The organism is Streptomyces sp. NBC_01788, from assembly GCF_035917575.1.
Taxonomy (GTDB): domain Bacteria; phylum Actinomycetota; class Actinomycetes; order Streptomycetales; family Streptomycetaceae; genus Streptomyces.
The window spans coordinates 150,240-166,035 of record NZ_CP109090.1 but is presented as its reverse complement, the minus strand read 5'-3'; the positions used below and the strand labels follow the sequence as shown (position 1 = coordinate 166,035).

The 15,796-nt window shown below is 68.7% G+C and carries 16 protein-coding genes and 5 pseudogenes; 12 read left to right on the top strand and 9 right to left on the bottom strand.

Features of this window, described 5'->3' with window-relative positions:
- Positions 1-223: 223 nt before the first annotated feature.
- Together OIE49_RS00835 and OIE49_RS00830 are read right to left on the bottom strand one after the other, a co-directional pair.
- Complete coding sequence (locus OIE49_RS00835; RefSeq protein ID WP_326800592.1) at positions 224-1,012, bottom strand: anti-sigma factor family protein; 789 nt, start codon at positions 1,010-1,012, stop codon at positions 224-226.
- Positions 1,013-1,037: 25 nt separating this feature from the next.
- Positions 1,038-1,640: a sigma-70 family RNA polymerase sigma factor gene (locus tag OIE49_RS00830; protein ID WP_326800591.1), complete on the bottom strand. Its 603-nt coding sequence runs from the start codon at positions 1,638-1,640 to the stop codon at positions 1,038-1,040.
- Between the two features lie 348 nt (positions 1,641-1,988).
- Here OIE49_RS00830 and OIE49_RS00825 point away from each other — a divergent pair, with 348 nt between their 5' ends.
- The 4 genes from OIE49_RS00825 to OIE49_RS00810 are packed head-to-tail and all read left to right on the top strand — an operon-like array spanning position 1,989 to position 4,334.
- Complete coding sequence (locus OIE49_RS00825; RefSeq protein WP_326800590.1) at positions 1,989-2,543, top strand: cupredoxin domain-containing protein; 555 nt, start codon at positions 1,989-1,991, stop codon at positions 2,541-2,543.
- Positions 2,540-3,592, top strand: coding sequence for a metallophosphoesterase family protein (locus OIE49_RS00820; protein ID WP_326800589.1), 1,053 nt, complete (start codon positions 2,540-2,542; stop codon positions 3,590-3,592). Before OIE49_RS00825 ends, OIE49_RS00820 begins: the two co-directional genes overlap by 4 nt.
- Positions 3,589-4,041: a hypothetical protein gene (locus tag OIE49_RS00815; RefSeq protein WP_326800588.1), complete on the top strand. Its 453-nt coding sequence runs from the start codon at positions 3,589-3,591 to the stop codon at positions 4,039-4,041. Before OIE49_RS00820 ends, OIE49_RS00815 begins: the two co-directional genes overlap by 4 nt.
- Positions 4,042-4,061: 20 nt before the next feature.
- Positions 4,062-4,334, top strand: a complete 273-nt coding sequence (locus OIE49_RS00810; protein ID WP_326800587.1) for a hypothetical protein — start codon at positions 4,062-4,064, stop codon at positions 4,332-4,334.
- 748 nt (positions 4,335-5,082) lie between these two features.
- Here the strand turns inward: OIE49_RS00810 and OIE49_RS00805 are convergent.
- Positions 5,083-5,268 (bottom strand): annotated as a pseudogene (locus OIE49_RS00805) (ATP/GTP-binding protein); the annotation flags it as partial.
- A gap of 67 nt (positions 5,269-5,335) precedes the next feature.
- Here OIE49_RS00805 and OIE49_RS00800 point away from each other — a divergent pair.
- Positions 5,336-5,812: a hypothetical protein gene (locus tag OIE49_RS00800; protein ID WP_326800586.1), complete on the top strand. Its 477-nt coding sequence runs from the start codon at positions 5,336-5,338 to the stop codon at positions 5,810-5,812.
- 1 nt (position 5,813) lies between these two features.
- On the opposite strand, the pseudogene OIE49_RS00795 reads toward OIE49_RS00800, so the two are convergent.
- Positions 5,814-6,278 (bottom strand): annotated as a pseudogene (locus OIE49_RS00795) (transposase); the annotation flags it as partial.
- A gap of 38 nt (positions 6,279-6,316) precedes the next feature.
- The gene (locus tag OIE49_RS00790) at positions 6,317-7,396 is read right to left on the bottom strand and encodes an ISAs1 family transposase (RefSeq protein WP_326800585.1); all 1,080 of its coding nucleotides are present in this window, start codon (positions 7,394-7,396) and stop codon (positions 6,317-6,319) included.
- A 709-nt stretch (positions 7,397-8,105) separates the two neighbouring features.
- Between OIE49_RS00790 and OIE49_RS00785 the strand changes: the two are divergent.
- Positions 8,106-8,264 (top strand): annotated as a pseudogene (locus OIE49_RS00785) (IS1380 family transposase); the annotation flags it as partial.
- 98 nt (positions 8,265-8,362) lie between these two features.
- The gene (locus OIE49_RS00780) at positions 8,363-8,764 is read left to right on the top strand and encodes a hypothetical protein (protein ID WP_326800584.1); all 402 of its coding nucleotides are present in this window, start codon (positions 8,363-8,365) and stop codon (positions 8,762-8,764) included.
- 10 nt (positions 8,765-8,774) lie between these two features.
- On the opposite strand, the pseudogene OIE49_RS00775 reads toward OIE49_RS00780, so the two are convergent.
- Positions 8,775-8,918: pseudogene (locus tag OIE49_RS00775) on the bottom strand (ATP-binding protein); the annotation flags it as partial.
- A 275-nt stretch (positions 8,919-9,193) separates the two neighbouring features.
- On the opposite strand from OIE49_RS00775, the gene OIE49_RS00770 reads away from it, so the two are divergent.
- On the top strand, positions 9,194-9,433 hold the full coding sequence (locus OIE49_RS00770) for a hypothetical protein (RefSeq protein WP_326800583.1): 240 nt from the start codon (positions 9,194-9,196) through the stop codon (positions 9,431-9,433).
- A gap of 537 nt (positions 9,434-9,970) precedes the next feature.
- Here the strand turns inward: OIE49_RS00770 and OIE49_RS00765 are convergent.
- Complete coding sequence (locus OIE49_RS00765) at positions 9,971-10,606, bottom strand: cysteine hydrolase family protein (protein ID WP_326800582.1); 636 nt, start codon at positions 10,604-10,606, stop codon at positions 9,971-9,973.
- A gap of 74 nt (positions 10,607-10,680) precedes the next feature.
- On the opposite strand from OIE49_RS00765, the gene OIE49_RS00760 reads away from it, so the two are divergent.
- A complete protein-coding gene (locus OIE49_RS00760; RefSeq protein WP_326800581.1) occupies positions 10,681-11,673 on the top strand; it encodes a GlxA family transcriptional regulator in 993 nt (330 codons plus the stop codon).
- 103 nt (positions 11,674-11,776) lie between these two features.
- Here the strand turns inward: OIE49_RS00760 and OIE49_RS00755 are convergent, their stop codons facing one another.
- Entirely contained in the window at positions 11,777-12,520 is a 744-nt protein-coding gene (locus OIE49_RS00755) for an SDR family oxidoreductase (protein WP_326800580.1), read from the bottom strand.
- A gap of 104 nt (positions 12,521-12,624) precedes the next feature.
- On the opposite strand from OIE49_RS00755, the gene OIE49_RS00750 reads away from it, so the two are divergent.
- Positions 12,625-13,473: a LysR family transcriptional regulator gene (locus OIE49_RS00750; protein WP_326800579.1), complete on the top strand. Its 849-nt coding sequence runs from the start codon at positions 12,625-12,627 to the stop codon at positions 13,471-13,473.
- Positions 13,474-13,535: 62 nt separating this feature from the next.
- On the opposite strand, the pseudogene OIE49_RS36995 reads toward OIE49_RS00750, so the two are convergent.
- Positions 13,536-13,776: pseudogene (locus OIE49_RS36995) on the bottom strand (IS630 family transposase); the annotation flags it as partial.
- Positions 13,777-14,188: 412 nt separating this feature from the next.
- Here OIE49_RS36995 and OIE49_RS00745 point away from each other — a divergent pair.
- Together OIE49_RS00745 and OIE49_RS00740 are read left to right on the top strand one after the other, a co-directional pair.
- On the top strand, positions 14,189-14,764 hold the full coding sequence (locus tag OIE49_RS00745) for an RNA polymerase sigma factor (RefSeq protein ID WP_326800578.1): 576 nt from the start codon (positions 14,189-14,191) through the stop codon (positions 14,762-14,764).
- Positions 14,764-15,753: a hypothetical protein gene (locus tag OIE49_RS00740; RefSeq protein WP_326800577.1), complete on the top strand. Its 990-nt coding sequence runs from the start codon at positions 14,764-14,766 to the stop codon at positions 15,751-15,753. Before OIE49_RS00745 ends, OIE49_RS00740 begins: the two co-directional genes overlap by 1 nt.
- Positions 15,754-15,796: the final 43 nt, after the last annotated feature.

Sequence of the window (15,796 nt, the reverse complement as noted above, 5' to 3'; positions counted from 1 at the left end):
CTTGCTGGTCAGATCAAGACCGGGGCGCGCGCACGCCCCGGCTGCGCACTCACGCGTCAAGTCGGCCAAGGACTGTCCTTCTTCGCGGGAATCGACGGCGAGGGCGACGGGGCCCACTGGTTCGGCAATCGCAGAAGGGGAGCGGGCCGGAGTCCCGAGAACGACCGTGGTCCGGTGCGCCAGGAGTCCGCCCGACACAGGGGCGGGCGGACTCCTGGCGATCTCACGCTCGGATCGTGACCAGCTTCTGACCGTTGCCGGCGACGATCTCGAAGTGCTCGATGGCGCCCGGCGACATGGGGACCGCCCCTGGGACCGTGATGCCGGGAGGGTACGCGCCCGCCCGCCAGGTGGCGCCGTCCGCCCTGACCCCGCTGGACCCGACCGCCTGTAGCCGGCAGGTGATCCCGGCGGGCGCCCCCTTGGCGGAGACCTGCAGGACGCTGCCCCAGGCAGAGGGCGAGACCTTCACCGAAGCGGTGACGCCGGTGGTGGGATCGTGCCCGGAGAAGGTGCGCGACGGAGCCGGCATGGTCGGTCCGGGCGGCCTCGCCTCACTGACCACGGACCCGATGGTCGCCAGCCAGGTGCCGCCGACCGCTCCCGCGAGGAGCATCAGGGAGGCGGCGGCGCCCGCCAGTTGCAGCCGCCACGTCTTGCGGCGCCGGGCCGCGGCCTGCTGCAGCAGCCTCTCCAGCACCCCCGCCTCGCGTGCCTGCGGCGCCCCAGTCGCGGCGGACCGCGCGGGCGGAGAGCCCTGCGCGCTCTCGGCTGCCCGCGCCACCAGCCGATCGGCCAGATCCGCGTCGGCAACCGGCACCGTCTGACCTGCGGCTTCGGCCGCGGTCACCGTCGCCAGCAGCGCGGGCAGCCTCGCCAACTGCGTGTGTTCCGCCCGGCACTCGGCGCATCCCGCGAGGTGGTCGCGCACCTGTTCCATATCCGCCGGGGGCAGCGCGCCCAGGATGTATCCGCCCAGCGCCAGCCGGAGGGCGTCGTGGTCCGCGTTCATGGTCGGCACCTCCTCCACCCCGCCGTCATGACTCGATCCCTCGTTCCTGGAGCGCCAGCCTGAGGGCGTGCAGGGCGTAGTACGTCCGCGACTTCACGGTGCCCAGCGGGACGCCCAGCACCCGTGCGGCCTCCGCCATGGTTTGTCCCCGGTAGTAGGTCTCCAGCAGGACGGCGCGGTGGTCCGGGGACAGTGTCCGCAGCGCGTCGGCAACTGCCCAGCTCTGCAGTGCCTGCTCGATCTCGTCCTCGCCCGGTGTCTGCTCGGCGGCTCGCTCCAGCGCCTCGCCGCCGGCCTCGGCCGGCCTGGCCTGCCGGGCCCGGTGGGCGTCGACGACCAGGTGCCGGGCGACCGTACACAGCCATGCTCGGGCCGGGCCGCGTGCGGGGTCGAACGCGGCGGGATGCTGCCACGCCCGGAGCAGTGTCTCCTGCACGACATCCTCCGCCCATTGCCGATCTCCTGAGGCCAGCCGAAGCACGTAGTGGAACAGGGGCCCCGCGTGCTCGGCATACAGGGTGCGCAGCAGTTCCTCGTCCGTGGTCGAAAGGGCCCCTTTACCAGAGACACGGTTCGCGGAGCGATCCGGATCGGCCCTTGGGCCACGTTTTCGGGAACTCCAGGGCATAAGACGATCATTACGCATATTCGCTGCTTTGTCTCGTGATGCACCGCACAGGAGCAGTGACTCTCCGTGAGTGCCGCTAGGGCCACGCGTGCGGAACGCCGAAGGGCCGGCCGATCTGCGACGGCCCGAAGAAAGTGCCATAAAAGGCGCGTATCGACTGAACCGTGCGACCCCCGCCACTCGTGGAGTCCTACAGAGCCGGGATCCGCGGCATTTCTCGCCCACGTCCCAGGCCGTTCTCGGCCCGCGGATGAGGAACTGCCATATGCCGCCTGCGACTTCACCTCGCTTGCGCGCACTCGGCCGGCGCATTCCCCATCTCGACCTGATCAGTGAGGAACGAACAGCATGTACCCGCACCTTCGTACACCAGGCCGGCGATCACGCGCTGCGGCCGGACTCGCCGTCGCCACCGTCGCCACCGCCGGCGCGCTGGGACTCCTGAGCGCATGCGGCCAGTCGTCGCACTCCTCGCCCACCGGTGCCGGCGCCATCACGCCGGGACACGGCCAGCACCAGACGGCCGGCATGCCCGGTGCCTCCGGACCGGGAAACGCGGCGGGCTCCGCTCCCGGCGCCTCGCCCATGCCCAGCATGAGAATGCCCATGCGCCCCCCGAGCAGCAGCACGCCGCCCGCACCGGTGTCGGGAAGCGCCGTGGCGATCAAGAACTTCGCGTTCTCCCCGGCCGCGCTGAAGGTCAAAGCGGGCACGACGGTGACCTGGACCAACCAGGACACCGACGCGCACACCGTCACCAGCGCCGGTTCGGGCGGCCCGTTGCGCTCGGCCGCCCTGGCCACCCACGCCACGTATCGCTACCGGTTCACCGCGCCCGGCACCTACCACTACCTCTGCACGATCCATCCGTTCATGACCGCCACCGTGGAGGTGACCCGATGACCGCGTACCCCGACAGGCCCGATGGCAGGCCCGATGGCAGGCCCGATGGCAGGCTCGATCCGGCACCGCTGGACGACACCGGGCAGCCCGACGGCCCGAACGGCATGACCCGGCGCCAGCTCCTGCGGCACGCGGGGTGGTTCGGCGGTGCCGTGGTGCTGACCGTGGCCAGTGGGGAGGTGATCAGCCACATCGCCGACAGGAGCGGCGCCCCCGGCACCACGGCCGCCGGAGCCATGGCGGCGGGAGCCGGTACGACGGCGAGCGGCGCGCTGCGGTTCGTGCAGGTCTCCGACAGCCACATCGGCTTCCAGGGCCCGGCGAACATGGACGTGGCCGGCTCCTTCTCCGAGGCGATCCGCCAGGTCAACTCGCTCGGTTTCCGACCCGACTTCGTGATGCACAGCGGGGATCTGACCCATCTCTCCACGCCCTCGCAGTTCGACCAGGTCAGGCAGATGATGACCGGGATGCGGACCGACCGTGTCTTCACGGTGCCCGGCGAGCACGACTCCATCGGCGACGCAGGACGCGCCTACCGGCACACCTTCGGCAAGGGCACGCTCGGCGAAGGCTGGTACAGCTTCGACACCCACGGCGTGCACTTCATCGCCCTGGTCAACACCCTGAGCCTGGAGAAGCTCGGCCATCTCGGCGAGGAGCAGATCGAGTTCGTCCGCAGGGACCTCAGGGGACTGTCCTCGGACACGCCCATCGTGGTCTTCAGCCACATCCCGCTGTTCGCCATGTACCCGCGGTGGGGCTGGAGTACGGACGACGCGCTGCGCGTCATCGCGCTCCTGCGCCGCTTCTCCTCCGTCACCTGTCTCAACGGGCATGTCCACCAGCTCTTCACCAAGACGGACGGCAACATCACCTTCCACTCCGCCACCACCACGGCCTATCCGCTGCCGAAGCCGGGACGGGCCCCCGCGCCCACTCCGCAGGTCGTGCCCGCCCGACAGCTCAAGGACGCGCTCGGCATCCGCACGGTGGGCTACCGGCAGGGCGACCGGGAGCTGGCGATCAAGGACGAGAGGCTGACATGACCGCCGGAGGACTCCTCGCCCCGGCCGTGCGCGCCGCGATCGCCGTCATGCTCGCCGGGAGCGGATACATCCACGCCCGGCTCTACGTCGACGAGTACCGCTTCCTCCCCGTCGTGGGGCCCCTGTTCCTGCTCCAGGCGAGCGTCTCCTTCGCCGTCGCCGCGCTGCTGCTGATCGGGATGCCGCCGCTGCTGAAACTCGCCGCCGCGGGGGTGGCGCTGGGCGCCCTCGGCGGCTTCGCCGCCTCCCGCACGGTGGGCGTCTTCGGATTCACCGAACACGGCCTGCAGCCCGCACCGCAGGCCCTGCTCAGCATCCTGGCCGAAACCGGCACCCTGCTGCTCCTCGCCATCTGGCAGGCAATCGTGACCAGGCAACACCGCGCTGCCCGGCCTCCCCTCAGGGCACCCGTCTGGGACCAGGCCACCACCCGTACACCACCAACGTGACGAACCAAGGAGTCTTCCCCATGCCACCGCAACTGCCACCAGCAACCGCCGGTCTGAGTCCGCGCCTGCGCGAACTGAGGGACACCGTGCGCGTCGTGCTCGGCCTGGACGACGACACCGCCGTCGTCATCCGCCAATTCGCGTACACCGAACCCGGCCGTCCCCCGCTGGAAACCGTCGTCGCCGTGCTGCCCATGGACGGCGATGCCCACCGCTGGACAGTCCACCGCCCCGCTGACCACATCACCGAGCACGACCTACGGGCCGCCCTGCTCCACCACCGGCGGAACTGACCGGAACGGTACTGCCGCCCGGCGGTGTGCGTCTCGGCGGTGGTACGGCCAAGCCGGTCGGCCTAGGTACGGGTCACCTGCCCTCGGACGCCCTCCGTCACGCTGGCCTCACCGAAATCGGTGCCGGGATGCACAGTGGTCGGGATCAAGCCGAGGAGGTGGCGCGGTCACACCGTCACGCGCACGACCAGGTCCAGCTCGGCCCGGACCGTCTTCCCGAGCAGAGCCACACCCCGGGACAGGCGGTCCAGCACCTCCCACAGGCCGGCAAGCGCGTCGACGAGGAACAGGCCCCGGCCCGCCTCGCCGAGGAGGGACGGTGCCGACGCCAGGTCGGCGGCCCGGCGGCCGGCACCGCCAGCCGTGCGCGGCTACAGCACACCCCGCCCGCGGACACCGAAAACGTCGAGAGACGGGCCAGTGGCAACGCTTGCGACATCGGCTTCGCCGCCGAACGCACCGCCGACCTCACCGGCGCCATCTGCGCCGCCCACCTTTCATTCCGGAACCAAGGAGTACTGACGCTCGGAGGGGGGTTTGTTGGTGTACGGGGTGTTCGCTGGCCTGGTGTGTTGCTGATCAGTTGAGAGGCTGGTTGAGCGGTTCGGGCGGGATGGTCAGGGCGTTTGAACTGGGGTTGTGTCTTCTGTTCTGAGCGGGGTCGGGCTCGTTGTAGGTTCGGGAGCGCTAAAAGGCCTGGTGTGTGTTTGTGCTGGTCAGGGGTGTTCTGCCTGTTCGGCGGGTGAGGTTAACGCCGTGGGGTGGGGCGGCGGTGGGTTTCGGCGAGGTGGTCGAGGCGGATGGCGTCGAGTGTGTTTTTGGTGATGCGTTCGGTGCCGTCGTGGATGGCGGTGATGGCTGCTTGGCGGATGAGGCGGGTGAGGGATCCGATGCGGCCGACGGTGCGCTGGTGGAGGTAGGAGGCGTGGCGGGGTGCCCCTATGCCTTTAGTCAAAGGGAATCGGGGTGCGATGGGTCGGCGAGCCGGGCAGCATGGCGGAGTGACCGACCTGCTGTGGGATGACGTGAAGTGCTTCTTCGACCCGGACTCGATGGGGTCGTTGCCGGACGTGCGCGTCCCGAATACCTCGGTGGAGGACTGGCAGGTGGTCCTCGATCTTGTGGCGGAGAAGGGCTGGAAGTGCCAGTACTCGGAGGGAGCGACGGTGCTTCCGGTGCCCCGGGCGGAGATCGTGCTGTCCCGCCCGGTGAATGCCGAGTGTCCGAACTTGCGGGTCTGGCCGACTGCCGATGTGCAGGCGATCTTTCGTTTCCTTGACGACGAGGTCGTCGACTTCGACGTCGACCTGCGGGAGTTGCAGGGGCAGGAGCGACTCGATGTGCTGTGCGGCTTCCTCAGGGAGATTGGGCGGCGGTTGGGTAAACCGGTGCTGATGGACGCGGAGGGTGCCGATGGCCATCCGATCCTCGGCTTCGATGTCGAGACTGATCGAGTCGTCCTCCTCATGGAGCCGTAGGTCAGGCGGCTGAGCCCGACGACTGAGATGAGTAGAAGGTTCCGTCGCGGTGCATGGCGAAGAGGACGTCGGCTCGGCGTCGGGCGAGGCAGAGCAGTGCCTGGGTGTGGTGCTTGCCCTGGACGATCTTCTTGTCGTAGTAGGCCCTCGATGCCGGGTCGCCCAGGGCGGCGAACGCGGAGAGAAAGAAGGCCCGTTTGAGCTGTTTGTTTCCCCGCCGGGATGGCTGTTCGCCGCGGATCGAGGAGCCCGAGCTCCGGGTCGCCGGGGCGAGTCCGGCGTAGGCGGCGAGGTGGCCGGCGGTCGGGAAGGTGCTGCCGTCGCCGACCTCGATCAGAATCCTGGCTCCGGTCCTGACGCCGACGCCTGGCATCGACGTCAGGACTTTCGAAAGAGGGTGGGCCTCCAGCAGTTCCTCGATCCGCCCGGCCAGCAGCTTGCGTTGGTCGAGCACGGCTGTCAGGGAGGCAGGGTCTTTGAGAAGTGATCTTGTGTCCGGGTTCGTCAGGTCAGTCCGAGGGCGGTGAGGGGCCGCTGGTGGTCACGGCCGGTGCGGCGGAGGGCGGCGGCGATGTTGGTGTGGCCGTCCTGGCGGTGGACGCCGATGGCGAGATTGCGCAGGCCGGCCATCACGCGGGGCAGGTGCCGGGTGCAGATTTTGGAGGCGTCCTCGCGGAAGGTGCGGTCTCGGACGTGGTGGAGCTGGTTTTCGATGAGCCAGTGCCCGCGGATCCAGGCGGCGAGTTCGCTGCCGGTGGCCGCGCCGGGCGGCAGGCTCGTGACCAGGTAGATCCGCTCGATCGTCAGCCTGCCGGTGCCCAGGTCCCGTCTCCAGCGCACGACTTGGAGGGCCTGGCGGGCGTGCGGGTAGTCGAGGTGGGCGAAGGTGGCGGTCTTCAGCCGGCGGATCTCCTCGCGGTGGTGGGCCCGGGCGCGTTCGTAGTGGTCCAGGCGGACATCACGCCAGGGTAGGCGGCGGACCTTCTGATGCAGTCCGGGGTGGTTCTTCTTGACGACGGCCAGGTAGTGGGCCCCGCGTTCATGCAGGTAGGAGGCGTGGTCGTGCTGGGTGTGAAGAGCGTCCGCGGTGATCACCGCGCCGGTCAGGTCGAGGCCGTCCAGGAGTGGGGCGAAGGCCGGGATCTCGTTGCTCTTGCCGTCGATCTGACGTTGGGCGAGGACCTGGCCGTCGTGGGTCATGGCGGCGATCAGGGAAGTGGCCCGCTGTTTTGTGGTGCGGGAGCCACGGAGTGTCTTGCCGTCGACGGCGATGACCTTTCGTCCCGGGGCCGGGGCCTTGCGTTCCTGGAGGAAGTCGCCGATGGCGCGGTCGAGGGCGTCACCGTCCGCGGCGGCCAGGACGAGACGGATGGTCGTGGCATGGGGCGGGCGGATCAGGCCGGTCAGCGGATCGGGCCGGAACCCGAGCAGGGCCAGGGCCCTCTGCGGTGCGTCGGCGACCCACTCTCCGATCGCCGTAATCGAGGCGGCGCCTGCCAGAACGGCGGCGGCCGCAGCGGTGAGCAGGGCTGTCCAAGGGTGACGTATGCCGCGACGGGCCCGTGGGTCAGGCACCGTGGCCATATAACTCCGCAGGTCAACGGCTGCCTCCAGCGGGGCTGAGCCGGAGGCGTCCCCCAGTTGTCGAAGGCATGACGGCATGCGGGAAGATGGGTGTGCAGGCATGGACTCGCTCGGTGCTCATACGGACTCGACACCCACATGATCACCAGCGGCCATGCCTGTTCTGCGTCCAGGGTCACCCACAGACAGAAGTCGACAAGCCGTCACAACCGGTGCTCAGCAAGCGAACCCGCCCACCTCGGCACTTCTCAAAGACCCTGGTCAGGGAGGCGGCGAGGCTCGGGACAATCAGCGCGGCCGCCTCAACTCCCTGATCCGAGGCACATACGTCAAGGCGGGACGGACGCTACTTCGACAACGAGTGCACCCCAGCCACCGAGTTGAGCAGGCCCCCACGCGGGTGGGGAAGGCTTGAAAAGCAGCCGGGCGTCGCGGAACCCCCACGCGCGTGGGGAGCACGCCGCCGCGCACAAGCTGCGCACCGTGATGACGGGCAGACCCCCACGTGCGTGGGGAGCGCCGTTGGTGACCTGCGAGGTCAGCGCTGTCAGTAGTGAATTTCACTCTTCTTCGAAGGTGTTTGCCTAACCTCGCGCTTTCACGAGGCGGGCTGCCGACTGGTGATCATGAAAGTAGAAAGTGCCTCTGACCAGCGAGAATGAGGATTGCTGGGGTCCCTGTTCCCGCCACCGCCGGAGGCACTTTCCAGGTGAAGAAGCGTATCGGGTCCTACCCGCGCGTCCGCATCGAGGGCGGCGGCCGCGGAGTGGTTTCCCAGGCCGGTGCGGTGCTGCTGGTTGAGACGGTCCGCAAGACTGGTCTGGATACGGCGATATCGGCGGCGCTGGCGCCGTGGTGGAAGGCCCGTGTCGGCGTACTCGCCTATGTGCAGAGCCGCGTACGGATGAACGTGCAGAGCAAGGAGACCTGTGAAGCGCCGGCCTCGTTGTTCGAGATGATGGGGCGGTGTCTCTCCGCTACTTCAATCAGACCGGCTGGACCGCGATTTTCAACGGCACCAACACCGAGATCGGTCGCATGGTGCGCGTAGAGGGCTGGGACCAGGCGACCGGGACGGCTCTTGTCGTCGATCCCAAGCGTGGTGCCCTGCGTCCGGTGACAGATTACGAGGACTTCTCCCACTTGGAGCGAGCCGACCAGGTGGTGGCCGCGGTGCCTGGTGGAGGGTGGCGGGTGCATTGGAAGGACGAGGGCCCGGGGGGAACACCGCTGACGGAACGGGTGCTGGCCTGGCTCATCACGTCGCAGGGGCGGGCGACGGCCATCACGGTCGATGCCCAGGGGCATGTCGAGGATGCTGATGGCGCCGACGCCTTCATCCCGCCGGGTGAGCACCCGGTGTCTTGATCGCAGATGGTCAGGCCACGTCGTTCTCTCGCTCGATGGCCTTGAGGCGGTTCTTGAGCCGGTAGCTGGGACCGTTGATGGAGATGACCTCGCAGTGGTGGAGGAGTCGGTCGAGGATGGCGGTGGCGAGGACTTCGTCGCCGAAGACCTGGCCCACTCATCTGGGGCTGGCACTTGTTCGTTCACGAGAGTTGTCGCTGCCACCTGCCCGTTTCCTGTTCCTGCGGTCCTCGTGGCAGCACTCACGTTTTCCAGGTGCTGCCTTGACCGTTTAGGTGCGAGGAAGGTGTGCCTGTGGCTGAGGCGAGACTCCAGGCCATCGCGGGAGGGGCCGTTCCGCGATGGCCGCTGGTCACGAATCCCTGGCAGTTCCAGGCTGCATGCGTCGACGCGTTTGTCGCCTCATGGCGGGCTCGCGGATTCAGCCCGGTGACCGTCGACAACGACATCGGCCTGCTGGAGCGGACGCTGGCTTGCCTGGTCAACATCGAGGCCAAGAACCTCCTCAACGGCAACCAGGTCGTACTGCTGCAGAACGTGGCGGTACCGGTGGTCGCCGCGCTCTGCGGCGTCAACGTCAACGTCTTCTCCGCCCAGCTCAACCAGGGCAAGGCGAACTGCCCGGCCCAGAGCAACTCCAACCAACTGGCCTGGGCCGTCTACAACTGACAGACACAGCGGCCGACAGGCGCTCCGCTTACGGGGCCCGTGAGCACCAGCGGGGTGGCAGCAACCAGCTGCCACCCCGCGCTCGTCTGAGCAGGTTCGAACGCCCAGGCAGCTGACAGGACTTGAAAAGCCGTACCCCAACATGCCTGACCAGTAGAAATCAACGGATCACGTTCGGTTGAAGTAGGGCTTCTGAACAACCCGCACCACAAGGTGCGGGATCCGCTGGGACCAGCTATCGATCCGCGTGGGGCCAACTACAGATCCTCACAACCCGCCGACCTCGTCGACGCCCGAGGGCGCGGGATCACCTGCCGGTCGACGTCACAGGCGCTCGCGTTGCCCCTTGTCCAGTTCCGCTACCTGCGGCATTCCGCCCATTCCGGCGGGGAGAAATCTCCGTCCCGCCACACTGCGCGACGCCCCCGGGGGGAAGCTGCTGCCGCCCGGGGCGCGCCGCTGGGAAACTGCGGGGATGACAATGCAGCGGCTGCCGTTCCCGGTCCCGGACGAACGCGCCCACCTCTTCGTCGGCAGCTACGCCGAGATGCACGACCTTGTTGAGGACTTGGTCGTGCCCGACGGCGTCCCCGAGGCCGCGGCGACCAGTTCGCCGGTCGTCACCACCCGGGCGAAGCCCCCGCCGTGCAGTGAGACGGCACTGGCTCGGGCCAGTTCGTCGGCCTTCAGGCGCCAGCCGTTCGGGCCGGTCAAGTCGAAGGTGTGGGTGGCGTCGAGGGCGACCAGCACGTCGTAGCCGAGGTTGCCGCCCATGCGGGCGGTGGTCTCCACGCACATGTTGGTCTGAATGCCGGCCAGTACGACCTGGGTGATGCCCGCTGCCTTGAGCCAGTCGTCAAGATCAGGGGTACCGTAGAACGCCGAGTTCACGGACTTGGTGACGAGCAACTCCGGCCCGCGGCCCTTGCCGCGCCGCTCCTCGACGTACTCCTTGAAGTCGTTTCCCTCGTACCCGGTCCGCAGCGGCGAGCCGGGCTTGTTCGAGTCATGTCGTACGAAGACGACCGGCCGGTCCGTGTCCTGCCAGGTCGCGATCAGCGAGGCGATGTTCCCGTCGGCGTCCGGATTGTTGCGCGGGCCCCAGAACTCCGACTCGTCGAAGCCCTTCTGTACGTCCACCACTACCAGCGCCGCGTTCTGTGTGATCTCCATGCCCACGATCCTGCCGCCCGGCGGAGCCCACTCACAGAAGGCGAAAAGACAGCGATCGATGGTTTACTGCCACGATGACCCGACCGGCACCGGCCCACCGCATCGCCCTGCTCGCTTTCCCCGGCATCCGGGCCTTCGACGTCTCGGTGATCACCGAGGTGTGGGGCGCGGACCGCACCGACCACGGAGTGCCCGCGTTCGAGCTTCGCCGCGTAGCCGCGGGTCCCGATGCGGTACCAATGCGCGGCGGGCTCGCGCTCACACCGGACCGGTCCCTCGCCTGGCTACCTCGCGCTGAACTGATCCTGGTACCGGGGCTGGACGACCATGTCACTCCAGCACCCGAGCCGGTCCTGGCTGCGCTGCGCCGCGCCCACGCCCGGGGAACCACCATCGCCGCGCTGTGCGCCGGCGCGTTCACGCTTGCCCAGGCGGGGCTACTGGATGGCCGCCGGGCGCTGACCCACTGGGCGCTGACCGATCTGCTGCGGGCCCGGCACCCACGGGTGCGGGTCGAGCCGGACGCCCTGTTCGTCGAGGACGGCAATCTGTGGACCTCCGCCGGCACCGCCGCCGGCATCGACCTCTGTCTGCATCTGGTGCGCACCGCGCACAGTGCGGAGGCGGCTGCGACAGTCGCCCGCTCCATGGTCACCGCACCGTTCCGGACCGGCACCCAGGCCCAATTCATCGAACATCCGACCACGTACTCCGACCGCGACGCGGACGCCCTGGCCGAGGTGCGTGCCTTTGCCCTGGCGCATCTCGACGAGCCGCTCACCGTGTCCGCGCTCGCCGCCCGTGCCGGGATGTCGCCGCGCTCCTTCGCCCGGAACTTCGCTGCGGCCAACGGGACCACCCCGCTGCGCTGGCTTCTGGGCCACCGCATCGCGGCGGCCCAGAAGCTCCTCGAACGCACCGACCTACTCATGCCCGAGGTCGCCCGCCGGTCCGGTTTCGGCAGCGAGGTCACCATGCGCCAGCACTTCGCATCCCACCTGGCGACCAGCCCGCGCGCCTACCGCTCCTCGTTCGCCGGGCAACCGCCCTCTGCGCGGGAGCGTTGACAGCAGGCCAGCCACAACGCTCCGTCGGGCCAACTCGACCACTTACGGGCCAGGTCAAAGACTTATTAGTCACATCCCCGGGGCGGCGCGAACCGGAAGCGCGTCACCAGGGCACCTCTCCCTCGTCGTCGAAGAAGCGGCCTGTCGGCCCGTCGGCCGATACGGTGGCCAGCCGGATCGCGGCGGCTGCGCCCTGCTGGGGGGTGCGCACTCCCCGGAAGCCGTTGAGGTCGGTCGCTGTGAAGCCGGGGCAGACGGCGTTGATCAGGATGTGCGTGTCGGCCAGTTCCTTGGCGTACTGCACGGTGACGGCGTTGAGGAACGTCTTCGACGGAGCGTAGGCGATGGCGATGGGGCCGGTCTCGGCGCCAGGCGTGGTCTGGAGTGTGAGGGAGCCGACGCTGCTGGAGACGTTCACGATCCGCGGTGACGGCGAGCGGCGCAGCAGCGGCAGCAGGGCGTTGGTGACGCGGATGACGCCGATGACGTTGGTCTCCACGGCCGCCCGTACCCGGTTCACGTCGACCGTGGTGGGCTCCTGCGGCCCGCCCCCGGTGATCCCCGCATTGTTGACGAGCGCGTCGAGCCGCCCACCCCGCTCCTCCATCAGCCGAGCCGCCGCTGTCACGCTCGCGTCGTCGGTCACATCCAGCGGCACGCCGAATGCATCGGCTCCGGCCCCGCGCAGCTTATCTACAGCGGCTTCGCGCCGTTCCACGTTCCGCGCGCCGATTCCGACGGACCAGCCGAGGGCGCCGAGCCCGGCGGCGATCTCGTACCCGATGCCCTTGTTGGCCCCGGTCACCAGCGCGACCTTGTGGTGGTTCACAGTGTTCGTCTCACTCATGACATCGATGCTTCTCCCCTGCCGGGCAGAGCGTCCAAGACCGACTGGGTGGACGGCGATACCGCCCGGGTATCGCTCCTGCCCGGCCCGGTTAGCCTGGCGGGGTGGAGACACGTGAGCTGCGGTACTTCATCGCGGTCGCCGAAGAGCTGCACTTCGGCCGGGCCGCGCAACGGCTCGGGATCGCCCAACCCCCGCTGTCGCGGGCGATCAGCGGGCTCGAACGGCGCCTGGGCACCCTCCTGCTGGAGCGCGGCAGTCGGGGTGTCTCCCTGACCGGGGCAGGGGCGGTGCTGCTGCGGGAGGCGCGGGCTGCGCTGGACGCCGTCGAGGCCGCCGAACGGCGCACCCGCCGGGCCGCCCTCGCCGCGACCGGCAGCCCCGCCGTGGTCCTGGCCGCGAAGGCGGGCGCCTCCGGTGAACTGCTGGCGAAACTCCTCGACGCCTACGCCGCCGACCCCGGCGCCGTCGCTGTGGACGTCGTGCTGTGCGGGCCGGGCGAGCAGGCACGGTTGCTGCACGACAGCCGGGCCGACGTAGCCCTGCTGCATCGGCCATTCGACGACACGGCCGGCTTCGACACCGAGGACCTGCACTGCGAAGGTCAGGTCGCGATCCTCCCGGCGGGTCACCTTCTCAGCACCCGCCCCCACGTGCGGCTCGCCGAGGTCACCGACCTTCCCGACCTGCCCCTGCCCCGCTGGCCTCGCCCTGACGGCACCTTCCCGGACGGCCCCGGACCGCAGGTGCGCGACCATACGCAACTCACCCAGCTCATCGCCCTCGGCCGCGCCTGCGCGGTCGTCCCGGGTTCGGGCCTCACCGGCCTGCGCGAGGACCTCACCGCCGTACCGGTCCCCGACGCCCCCCACGTCACCACGGTCATCGCCTGGCCCCCACACAGCCGCTCAACGGCGGTCGCGGGGCTGGTCCGCGCCGCCACTGCTCTGTGACCGACATCGGTGAACGCCGGGACATCGTGCTGGATTTCGGGGACAGCGTCCGGTCTCCCATCAGCCACGAGCGCCTGCATCGTCTTGGAGGTGTGGGTGCTCAGCCGGTCCCACACCACGATCAGCGGAGCCTTCAGCAGCTGGTGGGCGCCATCGAGAAGGCGGATGTAGTCAGCGTCGCTCAGCGAGCGACGCTCGCCCTTGTGGTTGGTGCAGCCGGTAGCACAGGCGGGCGGGCAGGTCGGGCCGATAGCACAGCAGCCCGGCCACCGAAAGGCGGCCACGGCTGCGGCCGGAAACACGCAGCTCGACCGCTGGGGGCGTCCTGCAGGTCCTCCACCGGAGTGCGGAGTTCGCAGCTGCTTCACCTCGCAGGCCGGCCTCTTGACCAGGCAGATGTCACAACTCCGAGGGATATCAGCACTGTTGTGGTGCGCGGGGTGCGCGAGGGCGGGCTGGGAGCCCGTACGGGATAGGGAAGGGTAGGGCATGGAGCCTGTGATCACTGCAGCGGTGGTGACCGTGACCGTCAGCATCGTCAACGCCATAGTGAAGATCGCTCAGCGGCGGTTGAACGTCTCCGTGGAGATAGCACGTATCAGTGAGGCAGCGCAGACTGAGCGGGTACGTCTCTTCACCGGGCGGACCGCCATACTCGCTCCCCACCGCGACGGCCGTGAGTCGGAGTCGGCCGGCCGGGGCGGGGGTGGTGGCCATGGAGGACGCCGTCAGCACTGACCTTCACATTGCCGAGCCCCTGGATAAAGCCACAACCCCGCTGCCGGGTATCCAGCTTGCCGGGGCCTTGCACGAAGAGCAGTATCCCGCCCTAATCCGCTTCCTGCTCCTGCACGGTGCGTCCTGGACAGAGGCTCAGGATGCCGCGCAGGACGCTTTCACTCAGATGTGTGCACCGAGCGTGACGATCACCTACCCCCGTGCCTGGCTGCGGACGGTGGCCTGGAGGTCCTGGGTGAGTCAGACGGTGAAACTCGAAGAGGCCTGCGCGGAACTGCCCGAACCACATCCGAGTCTGCGCTGGCAGACCCCCGCCCACGCCGCCGAGCTGGGGGAGGAGGAACGCCAGGTGATCTCCTTGCTGCTTCAGCTTCCGGCCAAACAACGCGCGGCGATGGCCTGGCACCTAGACGGCTTCACTACTGAGGAAAGCGCACGCGCGATGGGGACCACGCAGGCAGCCGTGCGCCAGAACCTGGTCCGGGCGAGAGCCGCGCTGAAGCAAGGCCTGCGACTGGAAAGCCGGTTCACCTACGAAGGGAGGAAGGCGTGATGGGCAGCGATTCCCGCGCAGCGGAAGAAAGCATCCGCCACGACGACCTCGACGCCCTGCTGACAACTATCCATGACCAACTGGGCATCGCCGTAGTCGACCGTCTCAACGCCCACGGCGGGCCGCCTGAACTGCGCACACCGGAACTTGCGTTGGACCGCCTCCTGGCAGCGACCCACCGCTCCACGGGGAGTGCTGTTAGCCGCCGTCTTTCCGGGGATGCCTGCGCCGCTCTGGCAGAACGTAATCCCGCACTCCAGGCGTGGCTGGCCGCGCGAGGTCCACTGGCCCGCCGCCCGGCGGCGATCCGGGTGAAACACCGCGAAGAGGCCTTGCGTCTGGTGCACAACTACTGGCCTTTCGACCTGGCCCAGGCCATGCGTACCGCTGTCCGCATTATTCAGGACCTGTGCGACCTCCTGGGCGACAGCACACAACCGCTGGGTTATGCGGATACTGCGATGGAACAGCTCCGAGAGCACCTTGAGGGGATGTCCCAGCTGTCCGAACCTCACCGGCCCCATGCGACCCTCACGGGCCTGGACTATCTCGACGCCGTCGAGTCCGTCCTTGCCGATCCGGCCGAACGCCTCGCCAATGAACTTCACAGCATCCGGGAGCTCCTGGATGAGGAACTGGCCCCCGCGATCACCGCCCTCGAGACGACCGGACGCGCCTACCTGTTCGGTGTCGACGCGGTCGCCCAAGACCTCATCGATGATCTGGCCCACGGTTGCGAAGATGCCGACGCCCTGGCCAGAGCTGTCGCAGAGGTCGAACGGGCCAGCAACGACTTCGTCGGAGCAGACCTCACCAACGCCAAGCTGGAGGGCGTCCTTCTGGAAGGAATCCTGTGGGACCACACGACTCTGTGGCCAACACAGTGGGAAACCCGGGTGCGCCGTGCCTCTCTGCCGTCTGACGAAGAGGAAGGAGTCCTCGTGGTCGCGGCCGAGGAATCCGACTCCGTGATCCATGCCGAAGCATAAGACGTCGGCGGTTGCGGCCCGTTCGAGGCATCTGCGGGATGCC

What these genes read in the sequence shown, in the direction of transcription:
- OIE49_RS00765 (WP_326800582.1), bottom strand. Translation starts at nt 10,606, where the DNA reads ATGGAGATCACACAGAACGCGGCGCTGGTAGTGGTGGACGTACAGAAG.
- OIE49_RS00835 (WP_326800592.1), bottom strand. Translation starts at nt 1,012, where the DNA reads ATGAACGCGGACCACGACGCCCTCCGGCTGGCGCTGGGCGGATACATC.
- OIE49_RS00820 (WP_326800589.1), top strand. Translation starts at nt 2,540, where the DNA reads ATGACCGCGTACCCCGACAGGCCCGATGGCAGGCCCGATGGCAGGCCC.
- OIE49_RS00760 (WP_326800581.1), top strand. Translation starts at nt 10,681, where the DNA reads ATGACCCGACCGGCACCGGCCCACCGCATCGCCCTGCTCGCTTTCCCC.
- OIE49_RS00745 (WP_326800578.1), top strand. Translation starts at nt 14,189, where the DNA reads ATGGAGGACGCCGTCAGCACTGACCTTCACATTGCCGAGCCCCTGGAT.
- OIE49_RS00830 (WP_326800591.1), bottom strand. Translation starts at nt 1,640, where the DNA reads ATGCCCTGGAGTTCCCGAAAACGTGGCCCAAGGGCCGATCCGGATCGC.
- OIE49_RS00815 (WP_326800588.1), top strand. Translation starts at nt 3,589, where the DNA reads ATGACCGCCGGAGGACTCCTCGCCCCGGCCGTGCGCGCCGCGATCGCC.
- OIE49_RS00755 (WP_326800580.1), bottom strand. Translation starts at nt 12,520, where the DNA reads ATGAGTGAGACGAACACTGTGAACCACCACAAGGTCGCGCTGGTGACC.
- OIE49_RS00810 (WP_326800587.1), top strand. Translation starts at nt 4,062, where the DNA reads ATGCCACCGCAACTGCCACCAGCAACCGCCGGTCTGAGTCCGCGCCTG.
- OIE49_RS00790 (WP_326800585.1), bottom strand. Translation starts at nt 7,396, where the DNA reads ATGGCCACGGTGCCTGACCCACGGGCCCGTCGCGGCATACGTCACCCT.
- OIE49_RS00825 (WP_326800590.1), top strand. Translation starts at nt 1,989, where the DNA reads ATGTACCCGCACCTTCGTACACCAGGCCGGCGATCACGCGCTGCGGCC.
- OIE49_RS00740 (WP_326800577.1), top strand. Translation starts at nt 14,764, where the DNA reads ATGGGCAGCGATTCCCGCGCAGCGGAAGAAAGCATCCGCCACGACGAC.